The 18,247-nt window shown below is 75.2% G+C and carries 16 protein-coding genes; 7 read left to right on the top strand and 9 right to left on the bottom strand.

Features of this window, described 5'->3' with window-relative positions; all coding sequences use genetic code 11:
• Positions 1 to 71: 71 nt before the first annotated feature.
• From ACWGH1_RS01415 to ACWGH1_RS01395, 5 genes are all read right to left on the bottom strand, one after another.
• Positions 72 to 2,528, bottom strand: coding sequence for a right-handed parallel beta-helix repeat-containing protein (locus ACWGH1_RS01415; RefSeq protein ID WP_453357002.1), 2,457 nt, complete (start codon positions 2,526 to 2,528; stop codon positions 72 to 74).
• 114 nt (positions 2,529 to 2,642) lie between these two features.
• On the bottom strand, positions 2,643 to 3,248 hold the full coding sequence (locus tag ACWGH1_RS01410) for an Rv1733c family protein (RefSeq protein ID WP_453408325.1): 606 nt from the start codon (positions 3,246 to 3,248) through the stop codon (positions 2,643 to 2,645).
• Positions 3,249 to 3,480: 232 nt separating this feature from the next.
• Positions 3,481 to 4,305 carry an MOSC domain-containing protein gene (locus tag ACWGH1_RS01405; protein ID WP_453408324.1) on the bottom strand — a complete coding sequence of 275 codons (825 nt, stop codon included), beginning with the start codon at positions 4,303 to 4,305 and terminating at the stop codon, positions 3,481 to 3,483.
• Positions 4,306 to 4,399: 94 nt separating this feature from the next.
• A complete protein-coding gene (locus ACWGH1_RS01400) occupies positions 4,400 to 4,909 on the bottom strand; it encodes a DUF6643 family protein (protein ID WP_453408323.1) in 510 nt (169 codons plus the stop codon).
• Positions 4,910 to 5,202: 293 nt separating this feature from the next.
• A complete protein-coding gene (locus ACWGH1_RS01395) occupies positions 5,203 to 6,375 on the bottom strand; it encodes a glycosyltransferase (protein ID WP_453353644.1) in 1,173 nt (390 codons plus the stop codon).
• A gap of 226 nt (positions 6,376 to 6,601) precedes the next feature.
• On the opposite strand from ACWGH1_RS01395, the gene ACWGH1_RS01390 reads away from it, so the two are divergent.
• The 3 genes from ACWGH1_RS01390 (at position 6,602) to abc-f (ending at position 9,633) form a co-directional block, all read left to right on the top strand.
• Positions 6,602 to 7,393: a glutamate racemase gene (locus ACWGH1_RS01390; RefSeq protein WP_453353643.1), complete on the top strand. Its 792-nt coding sequence runs from the start codon at positions 6,602 to 6,604 to the stop codon at positions 7,391 to 7,393.
• 108 nt (positions 7,394 to 7,501) lie between these two features.
• A complete protein-coding gene (locus tag ACWGH1_RS01385; RefSeq protein WP_453353642.1) occupies positions 7,502 to 7,849 on the top strand; it encodes a VOC family protein in 348 nt (115 codons plus the stop codon).
• A 161-nt stretch (positions 7,850 to 8,010) separates the two neighbouring features.
• Positions 8,011 to 9,633, top strand: coding sequence for a ribosomal protection-like ABC-F family protein (gene abc-f, locus ACWGH1_RS01380; protein ID WP_453353641.1), 1,623 nt, complete (start codon positions 8,011 to 8,013; stop codon positions 9,631 to 9,633).
• Here abc-f and ACWGH1_RS01375 read toward each other — a convergent pair.
• Positions 9,609 to 10,529 carry an ADP-ribosylglycohydrolase family protein gene (locus tag ACWGH1_RS01375; protein ID WP_453353640.1) on the bottom strand — a complete coding sequence of 307 codons (921 nt, stop codon included), beginning with the start codon at positions 10,527 to 10,529 and terminating at the stop codon, positions 9,609 to 9,611. The two genes, abc-f and ACWGH1_RS01375, sit on opposite strands and share 25 nt — an antisense overlap.
• A 259-nt stretch (positions 10,530 to 10,788) precedes the next feature.
• Here ACWGH1_RS01375 and ACWGH1_RS01370 point away from each other — a divergent pair, with 259 nt between their 5' ends.
• From ACWGH1_RS01370 to ACWGH1_RS01360, 3 genes are read left to right on the top strand one after another with little or no spacing between them, the layout of a single operon-like run.
• The gene (locus tag ACWGH1_RS01370) at positions 10,789 to 11,304 is read left to right on the top strand and encodes a hypothetical protein (RefSeq protein ID WP_453353639.1); all 516 of its coding nucleotides are present in this window, start codon (positions 10,789 to 10,791) and stop codon (positions 11,302 to 11,304) included.
• A gap of 44 nt (positions 11,305 to 11,348) precedes the next feature.
• A complete protein-coding gene (gene lnt / locus ACWGH1_RS01365) occupies positions 11,349 to 12,950 on the top strand; it encodes an apolipoprotein N-acyltransferase (RefSeq protein ID WP_453353638.1) in 1,602 nt (533 codons plus the stop codon).
• A gap of 37 nt (positions 12,951 to 12,987) precedes the next feature.
• Positions 12,988 to 13,473 carry an NUDIX hydrolase gene (locus ACWGH1_RS01360; RefSeq protein ID WP_453353637.1) on the top strand — a complete coding sequence of 162 codons (486 nt, stop codon included), beginning with the start codon at positions 12,988 to 12,990 and terminating at the stop codon, positions 13,471 to 13,473.
• Positions 13,474 to 13,476: 3 nt separating this feature from the next.
• Here ACWGH1_RS01360 and ACWGH1_RS01355 read toward each other — a convergent pair whose 3' ends face one another.
• Complete coding sequence (locus tag ACWGH1_RS01355) at positions 13,477 to 14,244, bottom strand: trypsin-like serine peptidase (RefSeq protein WP_453353636.1); 768 nt, start codon at positions 14,242 to 14,244, stop codon at positions 13,477 to 13,479.
• 263 nt (positions 14,245 to 14,507) lie between these two features.
• Between ACWGH1_RS01355 and ACWGH1_RS01350 the strand changes: the two genes are divergently transcribed.
• Positions 14,508 to 15,797, top strand: a complete 1,290-nt coding sequence (locus ACWGH1_RS01350) for an ATP-binding protein (RefSeq protein WP_453353635.1) — start codon at positions 14,508 to 14,510, stop codon at positions 15,795 to 15,797.
• 116 nt (positions 15,798 to 15,913) lie between these two features.
• Here the strand turns inward: ACWGH1_RS01350 and ACWGH1_RS01345 are convergent, their stop codons facing one another.
• Both ACWGH1_RS01345 and ACWGH1_RS01340 read right to left on the bottom strand, forming a co-directional pair.
• Positions 15,914 to 16,618 carry a hypothetical protein gene (locus ACWGH1_RS01345; RefSeq protein WP_453355070.1) on the bottom strand — a complete coding sequence of 235 codons (705 nt, stop codon included), beginning with the start codon at positions 16,616 to 16,618 and terminating at the stop codon, positions 15,914 to 15,916.
• Complete coding sequence (locus ACWGH1_RS01340; protein ID WP_453355071.1) at positions 16,615 to 18,243, bottom strand: serine/threonine-protein kinase; 1,629 nt, start codon at positions 18,241 to 18,243, stop codon at positions 16,615 to 16,617. Before ACWGH1_RS01340 ends, ACWGH1_RS01345 begins: the two co-directional genes overlap by 4 nt.
• Positions 18,244 to 18,247: the final 4 nt, after the last annotated feature.

The following is an 18,247-nucleotide window of genomic DNA, read 5'->3' as shown; positions in this document are numbered from 1 at the left end:
CGTCAGATGTCGCCCGGCACCGACCGGCACCGACCGGGCACCGACCCGGCCCCGCCCCCTTGCCGCCCGCTTCAGCGGCCGGCGGCCGCCGCCGAACCCGCCGGGAGCGCCGGCAGGTCCGCCGGGAACAGCAGGGTGAGCTCGTCCGTCCCCGGGTCGCTGAGCTGGGCCACCCGGCCCGCGTGGCGCTCGACCATGGACTCGAAGGTCTGCCGGGCGGTGCGGCCGTTGCCGAAGGCCGGGCCCTTGGGCAGCTCCGTGAAGTACGCCAGCAGCGCCTGCGCGGTCCCCGCCCCCAGCCGGTACTCGTGCTCCTCCGCCTGCTGCTCCACGATGCGCAACAGCTCCTGCGGCCCGTAGTCGCCGAAGGTGATGGTCCGGGAGAAGCGGGAGGCCACACCCGGGTTCACGGTCAGGAACCGCTCCATCTCCGCCGTGTACCCGGCGACGATCACCACCACCGCGTCCCGGTGGTCCTCCATCAGCTTCACCAGCGTGTCGATCGCCTCGCGCCCGAAGTCGCGGCCCGAGTCCTCCGGCGCCAGGGCGTACGCCTCGTCGATGAACAGCACACCGCCACGGGCCCGTTCGAAGGCCTCCTGAGTACGGATCGCCGTGGACCCGATGTGCTCGCCGACGAGGTCCACCCGGGACACCTCGACCAGGTGCCCCCGCTCCAGCACGCCGAGGGAGGCGAGGATCTCCCCGTAGAGCCGGGCGACGGTGGTCTTGCCGGTGCCGGGGGAGCCGGTGAAGACCAGGTGCCGGCGCACCGACGCCGCCTTGAGGCCCGCCTGCTGCCGCCTGCGCCCCACCTCGATCATGTCGGTGAGGGCCCGCACCTCGCGCTTGACGCTGTCCAGGCCCACCAGCGCGTCCAGCTGGCCCAGCACCTCGCCGGAGCCCCGGGCGGGCGCGGCGGCAGGGTCGGGCTCGTCGGCGGGCCGCTGCGCCGGTACGCCGGCGGCTCCCGGTACGGGGCTGCGGGCCGCCGTCACCGTACGGATCCCCGCGCGCTCGTGGGCCGGGCCGCCGGCGGCGGCCGACTGGGCGGCGAGGCGCGGTCCGGACTCGTCACTGGTGCAGTCCGCCGCGACCGGGCCGTCCTCCGCGAACTCGTAACCGCCCCGCGCGCAGCGCTCGGTGTGGCACTTGGCCAACGAGGTGCGGCTGCCGTCGATCACGTGGAAGCCGAAGCCGGAGCTGCCGCTCACCCGGCAGGCGGTGAAGGTGCCGCGGCCGCCCGCCGAGACGTAGAAACCGGCCTCGGCGGCGGAGGTGACCACGCAGCGCTCCAGGACCGGGTCGGCTCCCTTGGTGACGATCACGCCCGTCTGTACGGAGTCCACGGAGCAGTTGGCGAGGGTGCCGCCGCTGCCGTGGTCACGGAACCAGGCCCCGGTCGCCGCCTCCCGGATCCGGCAGTCGTCCAGCTGCGCGGTGGCCCCGTCGCTCACCGAGACAGCTGTGTTGCGCACCTGGGACAGGTCGCTGTCGACCACGTCCACCCGTGAGCCGCGGTCCAGCACGAACAGGGCGTCCGGCACGTCGTGCACGCGGCAGGAGTCCAGCGACGCCGTGGCCCCGTCACTGATCCACACCGCCGGATAGTCCCCCGTACTGTCGTGGATCTCGCAGGACCGGGCGTCGACCCGGGTACCCGGATCCCAGACCGACAGGCCGTTGCGGCCGAACCGGCGCACCGTGGTGCGGCTCAGCGTGAGCACCGAACGCGAGCGCAGGTCGACCGCGTTCTCCGGGATGTCGTGGATGTCGCAGCCCGCGAGCGTCAGAACTGCGTCGGTGTCCAGGGTGACCCCGTCGGCCGAAGTCCGGTGCACCGCGCAGTCGGTGAGCCGGGCGACGGCCCGCGCCGCGACCTGCACGCCGGTGCCCTTGATCTCGTACACCTCGCAGCCCAGCGCCTCCAGACCGGAGCCCTCGCCGGTGACGGCGATGCCCGCACCCGTGGCGTGGTGGATCCGGCAGCGCTCCAGGCGCGGGTGGCCGCCCCGCACCGAGACACCGCTCTGCCCGGCAGCCACGACCTCGCACTCCTCGAACACCCCGCCGCCGCCGTCCAGTACGGCGATCCCCACTCCGGCCGGATTCTCCACCGTGCACCGGCGCACCAGCGGTCTGGCCCCGCCGCGGACCTCGATGCCGGCCGAGGAGCGGGTGCTGACCCGCAGGTCGGTCAGCTCGGGTGAGCCGTCCTCGACGAGCAGCGCCGGCGCCGTCCGGTCCTGGCCCTCCAGATACAGGTCCTGCACCACGGCCGAGGCGCTCACGGTCAATGCGACGCCGTCGGGCGGGGCGATCCGCACGGACCCGGCCGAGCCCTCGGGCCCCCGCAGGGTGACGGCGTGGCGCAGCACCAGGTTCTCCCGATAGGTGCCGGGAGCAATGGACAGGACGTCCCCGTCCCCGGCGACCGCGAGCGCGGCGGTCAGCGTCGCGTACTCACCGGAGCGGCGCCGCCAGCGCGAAGACCCGCCGTGTGTCACCTGGACCGTGCCCTGAGCCATGGTGCTGTCGTGCCCCCACCCTCGTCTTCGCATTGGCGGCAGTCACCGCCGCAGCCGCCCGCGGGCGGTCTGCCCGGTCCACCGTAGCGCGCGCGGGGCCGGGGAGTTGCCAGCTCAGCTGCCCGCGCCCGCGCGGCCCCAATCCGGCCCGACCGCGGCCCACGCCCGGTCCAGCCGTAGGTACCGCCGGTGCACGAGCCGCCGTACGATCAGCCGCCGGACCGTCTCCACCAGCGCGGCCACGCCCAGGGCGGCGGCCATACCGGCCATCACGGAGTGGAACGCGGCGGCCGAAGCGGCGAGCGGCTGCCCCACGAGCCGGCCGCTGGTGTCCGTCCATATCCGGAACCGGTCACCGGGCCGGGGCGGTTCCTCGGCGGCCGGCACCGTCCCCTGGTGGCTGCTGCCGTCCGGCGCGGTCCACGAGGCCAGGATCCGGGTCCGCTGCGGAGTCTGCGGGCCCGCCGACTTGTCGGCGGCCGCAGCCCCGCCCGCGAGCGTGCCCTGGGCCGGCCGGAGCACCACCGCCGGGACGAGGTACCGCTCCTGCCGCTGTTCGCGCACGGCGCGCTGGAGGGTATCGTCCACCCGAACGCCCGCGAACCAGCCGACGGCCGGAGCGACCACCAGCACGCACACCGCCGCGGCGAGCGCCAGCCACGCTTCGAAGAGATCAGTCCTGCGGCGCAGCGGATTGCGCCGCCAACGCCACACACCCATTGCTGTCCACACGGTCCGGCACCCCCTCGCCTCCGCCTGTCTGCGCGTCCCAGCTTCCCGCATGCCCGGCGGACGCGCATTCCGGAACGCGAGAGACATGCGCATCCGGCCGCGCCCGGTCCGGCGCACGTTCCCCCGTGCCCGTCCGGTCCCCTGCCCACACGTCTCGAATGATCCAACGGTGCCGCCGTGCCCGCTGGTTCCGGCGGGCGGGCGGAGCCCCTCGAAGGTGTTATTCCAGTACGCGGACCTCGTCACCTACGCGCACCGTCCCCAGCGCCACCGGCACCAGCTGCCGTCCGAACGCCAGCGACTTCCCGATCCGCCGGTGCTTCGCCAGCGTCTTCAGCGGCTCCTTGCCGCGCTCCGCCGTCGCCTGGTCGGTGGTGGTGACGATGCACCGCCCGCACTCCCGCACCCCGCGGAAAACGGCGTCCCCGATGGCGATGCGGCGCCAGCCGTCCTCGGCCCAGGCCTCGGCCCCGGCCACCACCAGGCTCGGGCGGAAACGGTTCATCGGCAGCGGCCCCTCCTGCGGCTGACCGCCCTCGGCGATCAGCGCGTTCAGGGCGTCCAGCGAGGCCAAGGTGGTGGCCATCAGCGGATAGGCGTCCGCGAGGCTCACCGTCTCGCCCGGCAGTGCGTAGTCCGGGTCCACGGGACGGCGCACGGCGGGGTCGTCCAGGTGGACGAGACGGGCGGGGAGTCCGAGGTAGGCCGAAAACCAGTCGGCCGCGGCCGCCGCCGCGACCACGGTCTCGACCTTCTTGCCGAACAGGACGACGGGCTCCAGCGGACCCGGCTCCGGCACCTCCACGACCAGATCCGCCATGCCGGGCGCCGAAAGCGCCAGCCGGCCGCCCTCCAGCGGGCGGGCCGAGGCCAACGCCAGCCGCGCCTGCTGGCGTTGCGTGATGACCGCGCCCTCGATGTCGATCACGGCCCACCGGCGGTCACCCGAGAGCCCCCAGGGCTCCACGGCCGCCTCGTCGGGCGCGGTCCCGGCCACCGACTTGACGGGATAGACGTGGAGCGAGTGGACATACAAGTTCGACATGAGTGCATTTTGCCAGTCGCCGCCCCCGCGGTTCCCGGCGCCTCTTCCCGCAGGGCCGGGCGGTGGTCGGCCGCCGCGGCCGTGCTCGGCCGGCCTAGTAGCCGCGCCCCTGGTACGGGCGGCCGTACGGGTCCTCGTACGAGGGGACCTGCGCGGGCGCCTGCATCGGCCGCGGGGCGGCCGGGCGCATGGCCTCGTACCCGGTGGCGGTCGCGACCGGGCGCGGCTGCTGCTGCGGGACGTACCCCGCGCGGGCGCCGACCGGCTGCTGCTGCGGCACGTACGGGGCGGGCGCGTTCTGCAGCGGCATGGGCATCTGCATCTGCGGCGCGGGCTGCTGCTGGTACGGGTAGCCGTACGCCGGGGCGCTCTGCTGCTGGGGCATCGAGGGCGCGGCCGGCAGGGCGGGCAGGGCGGACGGGAGGGCCGGCAGGTACCCACCGCTCGAGTAACCGGAACCGGGGGTGTCGTAGGCGGCGGGAACGCGGATCGGGGCGATCTGCGGAGTGCCGCGTTCGGCGACGAGGGAGTCGTAGATGGGGGTGTCCGGGAAGGAGGGCGCGGAGTAGTAACCGCCGCCATAAGTGGAGCGGGGGGAGGTCATGGGACCTAAGTTAAGCCCACGACTTCACGGGGTCCATAGCGAGGTGTCGTCAACACCGCCCTGACCTGCATATTCGCAGGTCAGGGCCACAGCTTTCACTTCACGTCCACGTGCACGATTCGCGCCATCCACCCCACCTTGTTCCTACTCGTACTCACCGGTTGGTGTTGCACCCACTTGGCCTTGACGCGGCGTCACCAAGCGGAGGACTGCGGCGTGACCTCGTATGACGCCCGTTCAGCCGGACCGCGAGGGGTGTGGCGGGTGTCCGGCGGATCAGGGGCGGACACCCCCTAGGCGTCGCTGGGCCGGGCGTAGGTGCGGCCCTTCCAGGCCGCGCCGCGGCCGCGGTAGTGCAGCACGGCCGAGTCGACGGTCATCAGGAGGTAGAGCAGCGCCGTCAGCGGCAGCAGCGGCGCCAGGACGGCCGGCTGGCGGTAGTAGCGCAGCATCGGCAGGTAGGTGCCGGCCATCAGCAGCCAGGCCGAACCGCCCGCCCAGGCCAGGGGCGGCCGGTCCAGGGCGAGCCCGGCGAACAGCGCGGCCGGCGGCACCAGGTAGACGAGCACGAGCCCGGCCACCGTCCCCGCCAGCAGCACCGGCTGGTGGCGCAGTTGGGCGTACGCGCTCCGCGAGACCATCCGCCACAGGTCGCCCAGCGCCGGGTAGGGGCGCACGCTGTCCACCCGCTCCGCCAGGCCGAGCCAGATCCGGCCCCCGGAGCGCCGGACGGCGCGGGCGAGGCTGACGTCGTCGATGACGGCCTGCCGGATCGAGTCGGGCACCCCGGCGCGGACGGCGGCCTCCGTGCGCAGGAGCACGCAGCCGCCGGCGGCCGCGGCGGTCCGCCCGGCGGGGCGGTTGATCCGGCGGAAGGGGTACAACTGCGCGAAGAAGTAGACGAAGGCCGGTACGACGAGCCGTTCCCAGAACGTGGCCACCCGCAGCCGCGCCATCTGGGAGACCAGGTCGAGGCGGGCGGAGGTTGCCGCGGCGACGAGCTCGCGCAGGCTGTCCGGTTCGTGCGCGATGTCGGCGTCGGTGAGCAGGAGGTACTCGGGTTCGGCCGCGTGGGCGGTGCGCGCGTGCGCGATGCCGTGGCGCAGGGCCCAGAGCTTGCCGGTCCAGCCGGGATCCGGGGCGCCGGGGGAGACGACGGTGAGGGGCAGCCCCGGGAGCTCCCCGGCCAGACGCCGGGCGAGGTCGGCCGTGCCGTCCGTACTGCCGTCGTCGACCAGGATCACCTCGGCGGCGCCGGGATAGTCCTGGGCGAGCAGCGACGGCAGGCTGCGGGGCAGCACCTCCGCCTCGTCCCTGGCCGGGACGACGATGGCGACGGACGGCCAGCGGGCGGGAGCGGTACGCGGGGGGAGGCGGACGTCGGTGCGCCAGAACATGCCCTGGGCGAGGGTGAGCCAGAGCCAGGCGGCGAGGGAGGCGTAGGCGGCGGTGAGGAGGAGGCCCATGGCCGCAGTGTGCCGAACCGGGCGGGACCTGTCGCGCATCCGGACACCGTGGCGCCGTCCGGGTGTGGATCCGGGGCCGGAGCGCGGGGCTTCGGGGGCCTGTGGTGCCGTTTCGGGGCGCTGGCGGCGCGGAGTGGGTCCGGCACGGGCCTCCGGGGGGCCGTCCTGCGGTCCGCCGCCGGCGCGGTCGCGGGGGTGGCCGCCCCCGCCGATATAAGGTGACCAGGTGAAGATCGCCCTCATGGACTCCGGAATCGGCCTCCTCGCGGCGGCCGCCGCGATGCGACGGCTGCGGCCCGACGCCGATCTGCTGCTGTCCTGCGACCCCGACGGGATGCCCTGGGGCCCGCGCACGCCCGCTGACCTCACCGGGCGGGCCCTCGGCGTCGCCCGGGCCGCCGCCGAGCACCACCCGGACGCCCTGGTCGTCGCCTGCAACACCGCCTCCGTGCACAGCCTGCCCGCCCTGCGCGCGGAGCTGGAACCCGCCATCCCGGTCATCGGCACCGTGCCCGCGATCAAGCCGGCCGCGGCCGCGGGCGGCCGGGTCGCCATCTGGGCCACCCCGGCCACCACCGGAAGCCCGTACCAGCGCGGGCTGATCGCGGAGTTCGCCGCCGGAGCGCAGGTCACCGAGGTGCCCTGCCCCGGCCTCGCCGACGCCGTCGAGCGCGGCAACGAGGAGGCCGTCGCGCAGGCCGTCGCCGCGGCCGCCGCACTGACCCCGGCCGACGTCACCGACGTGGTACTCGGCTGCACGCACTACGAGCTGGTCGAGGCGGCGATCCGGGCGGCCCTCGTCGAACGGGCGGGCGGGGCGGAGTTCGTCTTCCACGGCTCCGCCGAGGCGGTCGCCGTGCAGGCGCTGCGCCGCATCGGCGCCCGCCCCGAGCCGGACCTGCCCCGCACCGGCGGGCTGACCGTCCTGCTCAGCGGGCAGCAGGGACCCCTCCCGGCCGCCGCGCTCGGCTATGCCGAGGGCCGGCTGCTCGCGGAGGGTGCGCCCCTCGCGCACTGACCCGGCGTCCGGCTCCGCTGCGGCGGGCCGCCGGGCCGGCGATGAGTTTCCCGCCCGGCGAGAGTCGGAAGGAGAGCAGGAAGCTTTCCCCGCGAAGGGTGGTGCGCCGTGTCTTTCACCCATGTGCTCGCGGTGGCCCCGGTGAGCGACATCGAGACCGCCGCGCCCTGGTACGAACGGCTCCTGGGCCGGCCTCCCGACGCGCGGCCCATGGCCGGCCTCGCCGACTGGCACGTTTCCCCCTCGGCCTGGGTGCAGGTCTTCGAGTCCCCCGGGCAAGCGGGGACGACATTGCTCAACCTCGTGGTGGACGACCTGGACCGGGCGCTTTCCGAGCTGGCCGGCCGCGGCATCACGGCGGGGGAGATCCAGCCGGGCGCCCGGAAGGTACGGTTCGCCGCCGTCCACGACCCCGACGGCAACCGGATCACCTTGATCGAGAACCCGGTGGAATAGCGCCGGGGCCGCTCCGCCTCCGCTTACCGAGTCGCCGCGCCGGCAGCCCGTGGGTAGGGTGGTGACTGCCAGCGAGACGATACGTCTCGTGTCGCCTAGCCGGGGGCCGGGACCGGCTCCGCCGCCGGCCCCGTCCCGTCCGCCCGACCAAGGAACCGCCCTTGCGCACTCGTGCCCCACTCGCCACCACCCAGATCGTCCTGTCCGAAGTCACCAAGGCCTACGACACCCGCGTGGTCCTGGACCGCGTCAGCTGCACGGTCCGGCCCGGTGAGCGGGTCGGCATCGTCGGGGACAACGGGTCCGGCAAGTCGACCCTGCTCCGGCTCCTCGCCGGCCGGGAACACCCCGACCACGGACAGGTCACCGTCACCGCGCCGGGCGGGGTGGGCCACCTCGCCCAGACCCTCGACCTGCCGCCGACCGCCCGGGTCCAGGACGCGGTCGACCTCGCGCTCGCCGGACTGCGCGCCCTGGAGGCGGAGATCCGCGACGCCGAAGCGCGCCTGCCGCGGGCGGCCCCGGAGGAACTCACCGCGTACGCGGACCTCCTCGCCGCCTACGAGGCCCGCGGCGGCCGGGACGCCGAACGGCGCGTGGCGACCACCCTGCGCCGGCTCGGCGAGCGCACCGCCCCCGACCCGGAGCGGCGACTGGGCACCCTTTCCGGCGGGCAGCGCTCACGGCTGGCCCTGGCCGCGACCCTGGCCGCCGAACCGGAACTGCTGCTGCTGGACGAGCCGACCAACGACCTCGACGACGAGGCCGTCGGCTGGCTGGAGGAGCACCTGCGCGCCCACCGCGGCACGGTCGTCGCCGTCACCCACGACCGGCTCTTCCTGGACCGCGTGACCACCGCCATCCTGGAGGTCGACCAGGACCGCCGCACCGTACGCCGGTACGGCAACGGCTACGCCGGCTTCCTCACCGGCCGCGCCGCCGAACGCGCCGGCTGGGAGCGGCGGTACGAGCAGTGGCGCGAGCAGATCCGCGACGCGGAGCGGCTCGCCGACACCAACATCGGCCGGTTCGCCGCGATCCCGCGCAAGATGCCGCGCGGGTTCAGCGGAGCCGGCGCCTTCCGGGCCCGGTCCCGCACCCACGGCGCGGCCGGCCGGATCCGGGCGGCCCGCGAGCGCCTGCACCGGCTGACCGAGAACCCGGTCCCGCCGCCGCCCAGCCCGCTCCGCTTCACCGGGCGGTTCACGGCGGGCGCGGCCGGGGTGGCGGAGGCCGACGGACTCGCCGTGCCGGGACGGCTCGCGCCGGTCTCCTTCCGGCTCGAACCCGGTGAGCGGCTCCTGGTCACCGGGCCCAACGGGGCCGGGAAATCCACCCTGCTGCACGTCCTCGCCGGGGAACTCGCCCCCGGACAGGGCACCGTACGCACACCCCCGCGCGTGGGCCTGCTGCGCCAGGACGACCCGTGGGGGCGGGAGACCCGCTCCCTGACCGAGCTGTCGGGCGCGCAGTACGCGGACCGGGTCGCGGCCCTGGGCCTGCTGGCCCCGCACGACCTGACCCGCCCCGTCCGGGACCTCTCCGCGGGCCAGCGCCGCAAGCTGGAGCTGGCCCGGCTGGTCACCGCCCCGCTGGACCTGCTGCTCCTGGACGAGCCGACCAACCACCTGGCCCCCGCCGTGGTGGAGGAACTGGAGGCCGCGCTGGCCGGCTTCACCGGGACCCTGGTGCTGGTCACCCACGACCGGCGGCTGCGCGCCGCCTTCCGGGGCCGCCGCCTGGAGCTCGGCCCCGGGCCTCAGCCGGCCCCGGCGAGCCGCTGACCCAGCAGCCGCAGCCCGTCCGCGTCCAGCACCCGGCCGCCGGAGCCGGGCAGCGGCACGTGCAGCGGCCCGGTCCACCGCTCCGGGACGGCCCCTTGCCCGTAGCAGGCCCCGGCCAGCGTGCCGGTGACCGCGGCCACGGTGTCGGTGTCCCCGCCCAGGTTCACGGCGGCCCGAACGGCCTGCGCGAAACCGGTGGTGGTGCGCAGCGCCCACACCGCCGAGCCGAGACAGGGCCACACCGCCCCGTTGAACTCGGTGGCCAGGTCCGGATGCCAGCGGGGGGCGAGCACGCGGGCGTAGCGCTCGCGGTGGTCGGGGTGCACCGCGCCCAGCACCTCGGGGAGGGCGGTCAGCGGGTCGTCTCCGCCGAGGGCGACCCGTACGAGCTCGTGGAGCACCGCGGTGCCCTCCCACGCGGCCCGGTCCCCGTGGGTCAGCGCCGCGATCCGGCGGGCGGCGTCCATGGTGGCCTCGCGCCCGGCGGCGGCGAAGTACACCGCCGAGGTGGAGGCGCGCATCAGGGAACCGTTGCCGGCCGCCCGCGCGTTGACCTGGAAGTGCAGAGCGGCGGCCCGGTCCCACGGCTGGCCGCTGGTCAGCACGTCCTCGGTCTGGAGGCCGATGTCCTTGGGCTCTCCCGCCGCCCAGCGCCGGAACCGGTCGAACAGGTCGGGCAGGTCCAGGCCGCCGCACTCCAGCAGCGACTCGCCCACCAGGACCGCCATCTGGGTGTCGTCGGTCGCCTCGCCGGGGTCCCAGCCGCCGCCCGCCGCCATCTCCTTGCCGCGCGCGTCGAGGTCCCCGGCCGGTCCGAACTCGTACGGCGCGCCGAGCGCGTCCCCGACGGCCGAGCCGAGCACCGCCCCTACGGCGCGGTCCAGCCGGGCCGTCACGAGGCCGCGCCGGGGCAACGGGCGGCAAGGACGTCGCGCAGCCGGCCCCCTCGGTGCTGGTTCACGTGCACAGGGTAGGGGGTGCCAGGCGGCGCGGGCCCGGCCGTGAGCCGCCGCCCCCCGCCACGGTCGGCCTGCCGCACGGGCGGCGGCCGGCCCCGGGGAGGGCCGCCCACCGGACTGCTGCCGAGAACGCGCCCAGCAGGAGGCCGGCGCCGTGTCGGGGGGCGCAGGCGCGGGACGTGGGTACGCTGCTTCCATGACGGGTCACCCCCCGGGTCCGCTCTGGACGGGCCGCGCCTCCAACCGCGTGCAGTGGCTGCTCGCCGCGGTCGGCGGCGCCTGCCTGGCGCTCGGCATCGAACTCGCCGTCGACGCCAGCTGGACCTCCGGGACGGTGGCGGTGCTCATGTCCGTGATCGGCTGCCTCGCGGCCGGCCTGCTGATCCTCTTCGGCACCGTCGCCTTCGTCCACGTGGCCGTCACCGTCGACTCCCAGGCCATGGAAGTCCGCTGCGGCCACATCGGACTGCCGCGCCGTACGATCCGGCTCGCCGAAGTGGCCTCCGCCGAGTTCGTCCCCCGGATCACCCCCCAGCACTGGGGCGGATGGGGCTACCGCTGGCGTCCCGAAAAGGGCACCGCCGTCATCGTCCGCCGCGGCGAGGGCGTCGAGCTGCGCCTGGACGACGGGAAGCTCTTCACCGTCACCGTCGACGACGCGGAGAACGCCGTCCGGGTCATCCGCACCCACCTGCGTGCCCTGGCGCACTGAGTCTCCTGAGGGACAACCGCGTGCGGGGACGTACACTCCGCCAAATGAGCAGCAGTGTCACCCGAGCGGCCGGGAGCGAGCCCGCGCAGTCCACCGAACCGGCGAGCGACGCCTCCGCCCTCGACCGCCTGCGGGGCGCCTGGCCGGTCCGGGCGGCGCTCGCCGCATTCGCCGGGGTCCTGCTCTACCTCAGCTTCCCGCCCCGCCCGCTGTGGTGGCTGGCCCCCTTCGCCCTCGCCCTGCTCGCCGGCTGCCTGCGCGGCCGCCGCGCCCGGGCCGGCTTCGGCCTCGGCTTCCTCTTCGGGCTCGGCTACCTGCTGCCGCTGCTGGTGTGGACCAGCGAGGGCGTCGGTCCGGTCCCGTGGATCGCCCTCGTCACCCTCGAAGCGCTCCTCTTCGGCCTCACCGGCCTCGGCATCGCCCTCGTCGGCACCCTCCCCGGCCGCGCCGTGTGGGCCTCGGCCATCTGGATCGCCGGCGAGGCACTGCGCGCCCGGGCCCCCTTCGGCGGCTTCCCCTGGGGCAAGCTCGCCTTCGGCCAGGCCGACGGCCTCTTCCTGCCGCTCGCCGCGCTCGGCGGCACCCCGCTGCTCTCCTTCGCGGTCGCCCTGTGCGGATTCGGCCTGTACGAGGCCGCCCGCACCGCCCGCTCGCAGCCGAGCCGCACCGCCGCCGCGCTCGCCGCCCTCACCGTCGTCCTCCCGGTCGGCGCGGCGCTCGCCTCGCGGCCGCTGGTCTCGGACGCCGCCGAGGACGGCACCGCGGTGGCCGCCGTCATCCAGGGCAACGTCCCGCGCGCCGGGTTCGACTTCAACTCCCAGCGCCGTGCCGTGCTCGACAACCACGCCAACCGCACCCTCCGGCTCGCCGACGACGTCAAGGCCGGCCGCGCCCGGCAGCCCGACTTCGTCGTCTGGCCGGAGAACTCCTCCGACATCGACCCGTTCACCCAGCAGGACGCCCGCGACGTCATCGACCGCGCCGTCAAGGCCATCGGCGTACCCGTCGCAGTCGGCTCCGTACTGGAGCCGCCGACCGGCCCGCTGCGCAACACGATGATCCTGTGGGACCCGGTCAAGGGGCCGACCGCGACGTACGACAAGCGCAAGATCCAGCCGTTCGGCGAGCGGATGCCGATGCGGTCCTTCGTCCGGATCTTCAGCAAGGACGTGGACCGCGTCCGCCGCGACTTCGGCCCCGGCAAGGAGCCCGGCGTCTTCGACATGGCGGGCAGCCGGGCCGGCATGGTCACCTGCTACGAGGCGGCCTTCGACGACGCCGTCCGCTCCACCGTCCAGGCCGGCGCCCAGGTCATCGCCGTACCGAGCAACAACGCCACCTTCGGCCGCAGCCAGATGACCTACCAGCAGCTCGCCATGGACCGGGTCAGGGCCGTCGAACACAGCCGGACCGTGCTCGTCCCCGTCACCAGCGGGGTCAGCGCCGTCATCCGGCCCGACGGCGCGGTCGTACAGCAGACGAAGATGTTCACCGCGGACGCGCTGGTCGCCGAAATCCCGCTGCGCTCGACGCGGACCCCGGCCACCCGGCTCGGACCGCTGCCCGAGTACGCGCTGCTCCTGGTGGCCGCCGGGGGGCTCGGCCGGGTGCTGACCCGCCGGGTTCGCGCCCGGCGGGCCGCATGACGCGGGTGGCCGGGCCGTCGTTTCGTAGGGTCGCCCCATGACCACACCTGACTACATACGCGCGATCCGCGAAGCCGGGGCGGGGCACCTGCTGCTCCTGCTGCCCGGCGTCACCGCCGTCGTCGTCGACGACCGCGACCGGATCCTGCTCGGCCGCCGCGCCGACACCGGCCTCTGGTCGGTGATCGGCGGCATCGCAGAACCCGGCGAACAGCCCGCGGACACGGCAGTGCGCGAGGTGTACGAGGAGACGGCGGTGCGGTGCGTCCCCGAGCGGGTCGTGCTCGTCGAGATGCTCGAACCGATCACCTATCCCAACGGGGACGTCTGCCAGTTCCAGGACATCACCTTCCGCTGCCGGGCCACCGGCGGCGAGCCCCGGCCGCACGACGACGAGCTGTTGGAGGCCGCCTGGTTCACGGCCGACGCCCTGCCCCCGCTGGAACCCTTCGCCGTGGACCGCGTCCGGCGCGCCCTGCGCGACGAACCCGCCTGGTTCCGGCCCCCGGCCGGAGCCGTCTGAGGCTCAGCCCGCGACCGCCGCCTCGCGGTACAGCTCCACGGCCTGGTCGCCCATCACCGCGCTGTACGACACCTCGGGGACCAGGCCGCCGTCCTCGTAGCCGCCCAGGACCCCGGCCACGGCGCCGTTCACCAGCCAGGGGCTGCCGCTCGTGCCGCCGCTGAGGCCGGGGCAGTCGATCCGGCGCTGGGTCGGCGAGAACAGGCTCGTGGCGTTGGTGCAGCGCAGCGGGGACTCCTCACTGCTCGGGTAGCCGACGATCGTCACCGTCGCGTCCGCCGGCTGTCCGGGGACCACCGGGAAGCCCCCCACCACGTCCTCGACCGGCGCCGAGCCCGAGACCGGCGCGACCGACGCGAAGGCTATGTCCTCGTCCGCGTCCCGCCCCTGCGTCCAGCGCGGGGACACGTAGACGCCGGTGACCTTCCACAGGCCGTACGGGGTCTTCCCGTCCCGGTACCCCGGCGCGAACACGGTGGCGTCCGGATCCACCAGGCAGTGCGCGGCGGTCGCGATCACGCTCCGGTCGTCACTGTGCACCACCGCGGCGGTGCAGAAGTGGCCCCCGTCCGGCCCTCCCGCGAACAGCGCGCCCACCCGGTCGGCTGCGGCGCCGGAGCCGGCCACCGCGGTGACGCCGAGCGGCGGGGCGGCTCCGGCGTCCGGCAGATCGACGCTCAGCAGCGCGGCCATCGCCGCCAGCGCGAGCAGGACCCGGGACGCCCGCCGGACGCGGGAAGAGCCGGCGGGGGCGGCCTGTCTGGGGAGCATGCTGCGGATCATGCACCTGAGCCTGCCCAGCGAGCCTGTGTCCGGAGCACCCAGTTCCATAAGAATCCGCTGTGAATCCCCGGCCGGTCATGTCGGATGTGCCGAAACGGCATGCATTTCCGGCATGCCCAGCGGACGGAAAGCACGAGTCTATGGACGCCGCGGACGGTTTCCGGAGCCCGTGTTGTGCACCGCGGAGCGTGATCACGGGGCCCGGGCGCCCCTAGCCTCGCCGCAGGAGCACGAACGAGGGGCGGTACCCGGTGAACTGGCTGATCCACGATTACCGCGAGAGCGATCTCGCCGCTGTCGTCCATCTGATCGACACCACGGCGGAACTCGGCCAGGAGTCCGTCTTCTCGCTGGCCGAGTGCATCAGCGCGCTCACCGACCGGCAGCCCTGCGTGGTCGCCGTCCACCAGGGCGTCCCGATCGGCGCGGCCCTCGCCTGCGTCACCGGCGAGCGCGCCTGGGTGATGCGCATCGCGATCGCCGCGGGCTGGCGCGGCCGCGGCCTGGCCAGCGCACTGCTCGTCGAACTGGAACGGCGGCTCATCGCCGCCCGGGTCGGGCGGATCGCCTACGTCCTGCCCGAGGAGGACCTGCTCGGCGAGGGCCTGCTCAACGCCGGCTACACCCGCCAGCCCGCCGTGGCCTACTTCGAGAAGACCGAGCCGCTGCACGGACCGGCGGCCGGCCTCCTCGACGACCTCGGCGGCCGCTTCCTGCCCAACGACCTGTGGGCCAAGGTCGCCGGGATGGAGCAGGAGAAGGACCTCATCGAGCGCCGGGTGGTCCTCCCGCTCGCCGAGCCCGAACGGGCCGCCGCGCACGGGGTGCGGCCGCCGCGCGCCATCACCCTCTTCGGGCCGCCCGGCACCGGCAAGACCACCTTCGCCCGCGCCATCGCCTCCCGCCTCGGCTGGCCCTTCGTCGAGCTGCTGCCCTCCCGGCTCGCCGACGAGGGGAACCTGGCGGCCGCGCTGCGCGACGCCTTCGCCCGGATCGCAGAGCTGGAGCGGGTCCTCGTCTTCATCGACGAGGTCGAGGAGATCGCACCCGTACGGACCGAGCCGGCGCAGCCCGGCGGGATCCACGGCGTGACGAACGAGCTGCTCAAGCTGATACCCGGCTTCCGGGAGGGCGACGAGCGGCTGCTGGTCTGCGCCACCAACTCCATCCGCTCCCTGGACCCCGCCTTCCTGCGGCCCGGGCGCTTCGACTACCTGATCCCGATCGGCACGCCGGACGCCGGGGCGCGTGCCGCGATCTGGTCCCGCTACACGGCCGGGCGCCCGGACGTCGACGTGGCGGCGCTGGTGGAGGCGACCGAACTGTTCACCCCCGCCGACATCGAGCACGCCGCCCGGATCGCGGCGCAGGTGTCCTTCGAGCGGGACCTGGAGGCGGTGGGCGCGCGCGGCGCGGCCGCCGCGCAGCTGGGCGCGAGCACGGGGGACTACCTGGCGGCGGTCGCGCAGAGCCGGCCGACGGTGACCCCGGCGATGACGGGGGAGTTCGCGGCGGACATCACGGCGCACGCCCGCTTCTGACCCGCCGGGCCGCCCGCCGCCCACCACAGACGTGCCTGCCACGGACAGGCCGGCCAGGTCGGCCCGCGGCCGCTCCCCCGAGCGGTCGCGGGCCTTCCCGCGCGCGGGATCCCCGGCTACGCAGGGCAGCGGTAGGTGAACCCGACCGCTTCGGCGCGCTGCCCGGGCGAGTCGAGCCGCAGCTCGGCCCGCGCGGTGTAGGTGCCGACTCCCTGGAAGGTCCACAGCAGGTGCAGCCGGGCTTCCTTGCGCCCGCTCGGCACCCGTTCGGTGAGCCGCTCGGAGCGCGTGCCGTCACTGCGCACCCAGTGGTAGGCCAGCGTTCCGGGGCGCCCGTTGGTCCGTACGACGGCCACCACATCGGCGGCGGAATCGCACCCCGGCCCCCGCGGGTCGGTGGTCACCGCCACGTCGCGGACCGCGAGGGCGGGTCCGAACCGCTGCCAGCCCAGGTAGCCGAGGACCGCCGCCAGGACCACGGCGGCCAGGGAGTAGCGCCGCCACCGCCCCCGGCGGCGGCCGGCAGCCGCCCCGGGCACGGTCACCGGGAACGGCGCGGGCATCGCCGCCGTGACGCCGGGGCCGAACCGCAGCACCGGCCCGTCGACCCGGTCGGGCGCGGCGCCGGGCACGGTGGCCGGGGTGTCGAGCCGCCGGGTGCCGGCCGGCCCGGCGCCGGGCTGCTGCGTGGGGACGTCGAGCCGCTGCGTCGCCTCCGGCCGCCGGGTGTCGCCCGGCGGCTGCGGCGGGCCGCTGAACCAGTGGCTGCCGAGGACCGTGGCGCTGTAGTCGTCGCCTTCGGGGGCGCGGGGATCGCTCATCGCGGCGGCTCCGTCGTAGCGCACCTGGGGATGGCCTGCGAGGCGACGACCGGGTCCCCGGAGGAGGGCGTCGTCGTGACCCGGACGCTCAGGTAACAGCCGGCTCGGCGCGTGAAGGTGTGGGCCCGGGTCACCGGCGCGGTCCCGGCCTGGACGGGCACCGAGTCCGTGCCGTCCGCGTACCGCAGGTCCGAGAGGCTGTTTCCGAGGAACCACTCCAGTACCACCGTCGCCGGTCCGCCCTTCACGTCGAGGGAGACGGTCACCTGGCCGGTGGCCGGGCCGGTCCGCAGGGTGACCGCGACCCCGGAGACGGTGGCCGGCGGGCTCGGCTTCACGGTGGGAGTCGGCTTCGTCGGTGTGGGTGTGGGTGTGGGTGCCGGTGTCGGCGATGCGCTGTGGCTCGGCGTCACGGAGGGCGAAGCCGAGGGGGAGGAGGGGGAGACGGACGCCGACGGCGAGGTCGACACCGACACCGAGGGCGTCGGCGACGCGGACCCGGAGGCGCTCGGACCCGGCCCCGGAATCCCGCCGTCCGGCGGCCCGGCGCTGGACGTCGCGAACGCGCTCAGCGTCGCCGCCCCGCCGGACTCCCCGGCGACGGCCTCGTACGAGAACACCAGCAGCGCCCCGATCACCAGCACGGCGGCCGCCGCGAGCGCGCCGCGCCGCCCGGGCAGCCAGCCCGCCGGCGGGGGTTCCAGCACGGTCGTCGCGAGCGCGGTGGTGCCGGCCGCCGGGGCCCCCGCCGACGGGAACAGCAGCGGCAGCAGCGCCGCCAGGGCCGCCAGTTTGCGCTGCCCGCGCTCCTCCCAGTCCGGCCCGTACCCGGCCAGCGCCACCTCCTCCAGCTCCGCGACGAACGCCTCGGCGTTCTCCGGCCGCTGCTCCGGTGCCTTGGCCAGGCCGCGGCGGATCAGCGGGCGCACCGGCTCCGGCGCGTCGGTCTCCGGGACCGGAGCCTCCACGTGCTGGACCGCCAGCTCCGCGAAGTTGGTTCCCGGGAACGGCTTGTGCCCCGTCACGCACTCGAAGAAGGTCGCCGTCGCCGCGTACACGTCGGCCGCGGGCGATGCCGGCCGGCCCTGCCACTGTTCGGGTGCCATGTACGCGGGGGTGCCCGCGACCCCCGGTGTGGTCCCACGGCCGGCCGCGATCCCGAAGTCCACCAGTTTCGAGGAACCGTCCGCCCCGACCAGGACGTTCTCCGGCTTGTAGTCGCGGTGCACCACCCCGGCCCGGTGCGCGGCGGCCAGCCCCAGCAGCGAGCCCTTGAGCAGCACCAGGGCGGCCTCGGGTGCCGTGCGGCCGGACTGTTTCAGCAGGGCGCGCAGGGAGATCCCGTCGACGAGCTCCATCACGATGGCGGCGCCGCCGGGCGCCCTCGCGTACTCGCAGTACTCGTAGAGCGCCACCACGTGCGGCGAGCGCAGTCCGCCGAGGAGCCGGGCCTCCGCCCGGAACTCCCGGACGAAGGCGGGGTCCTCGCGCAGCCGGTCGCTGAGGTACTTCACCGCGACCGGCGTGCCGGTGGCGTCATGGACCGCCAGTACCACCCGGCCGCTGCCGCCGGCGCCCAGCTCCCGGACCGGCGTGTACCCGGGAACCGTCCACGCGTCGTTCATCGTT

The organism is Streptomyces sp. NPDC054883 (genome assembly GCF_053610645.1).
This window is presented reverse-complemented; position numbering and strand designations above follow the sequence as displayed.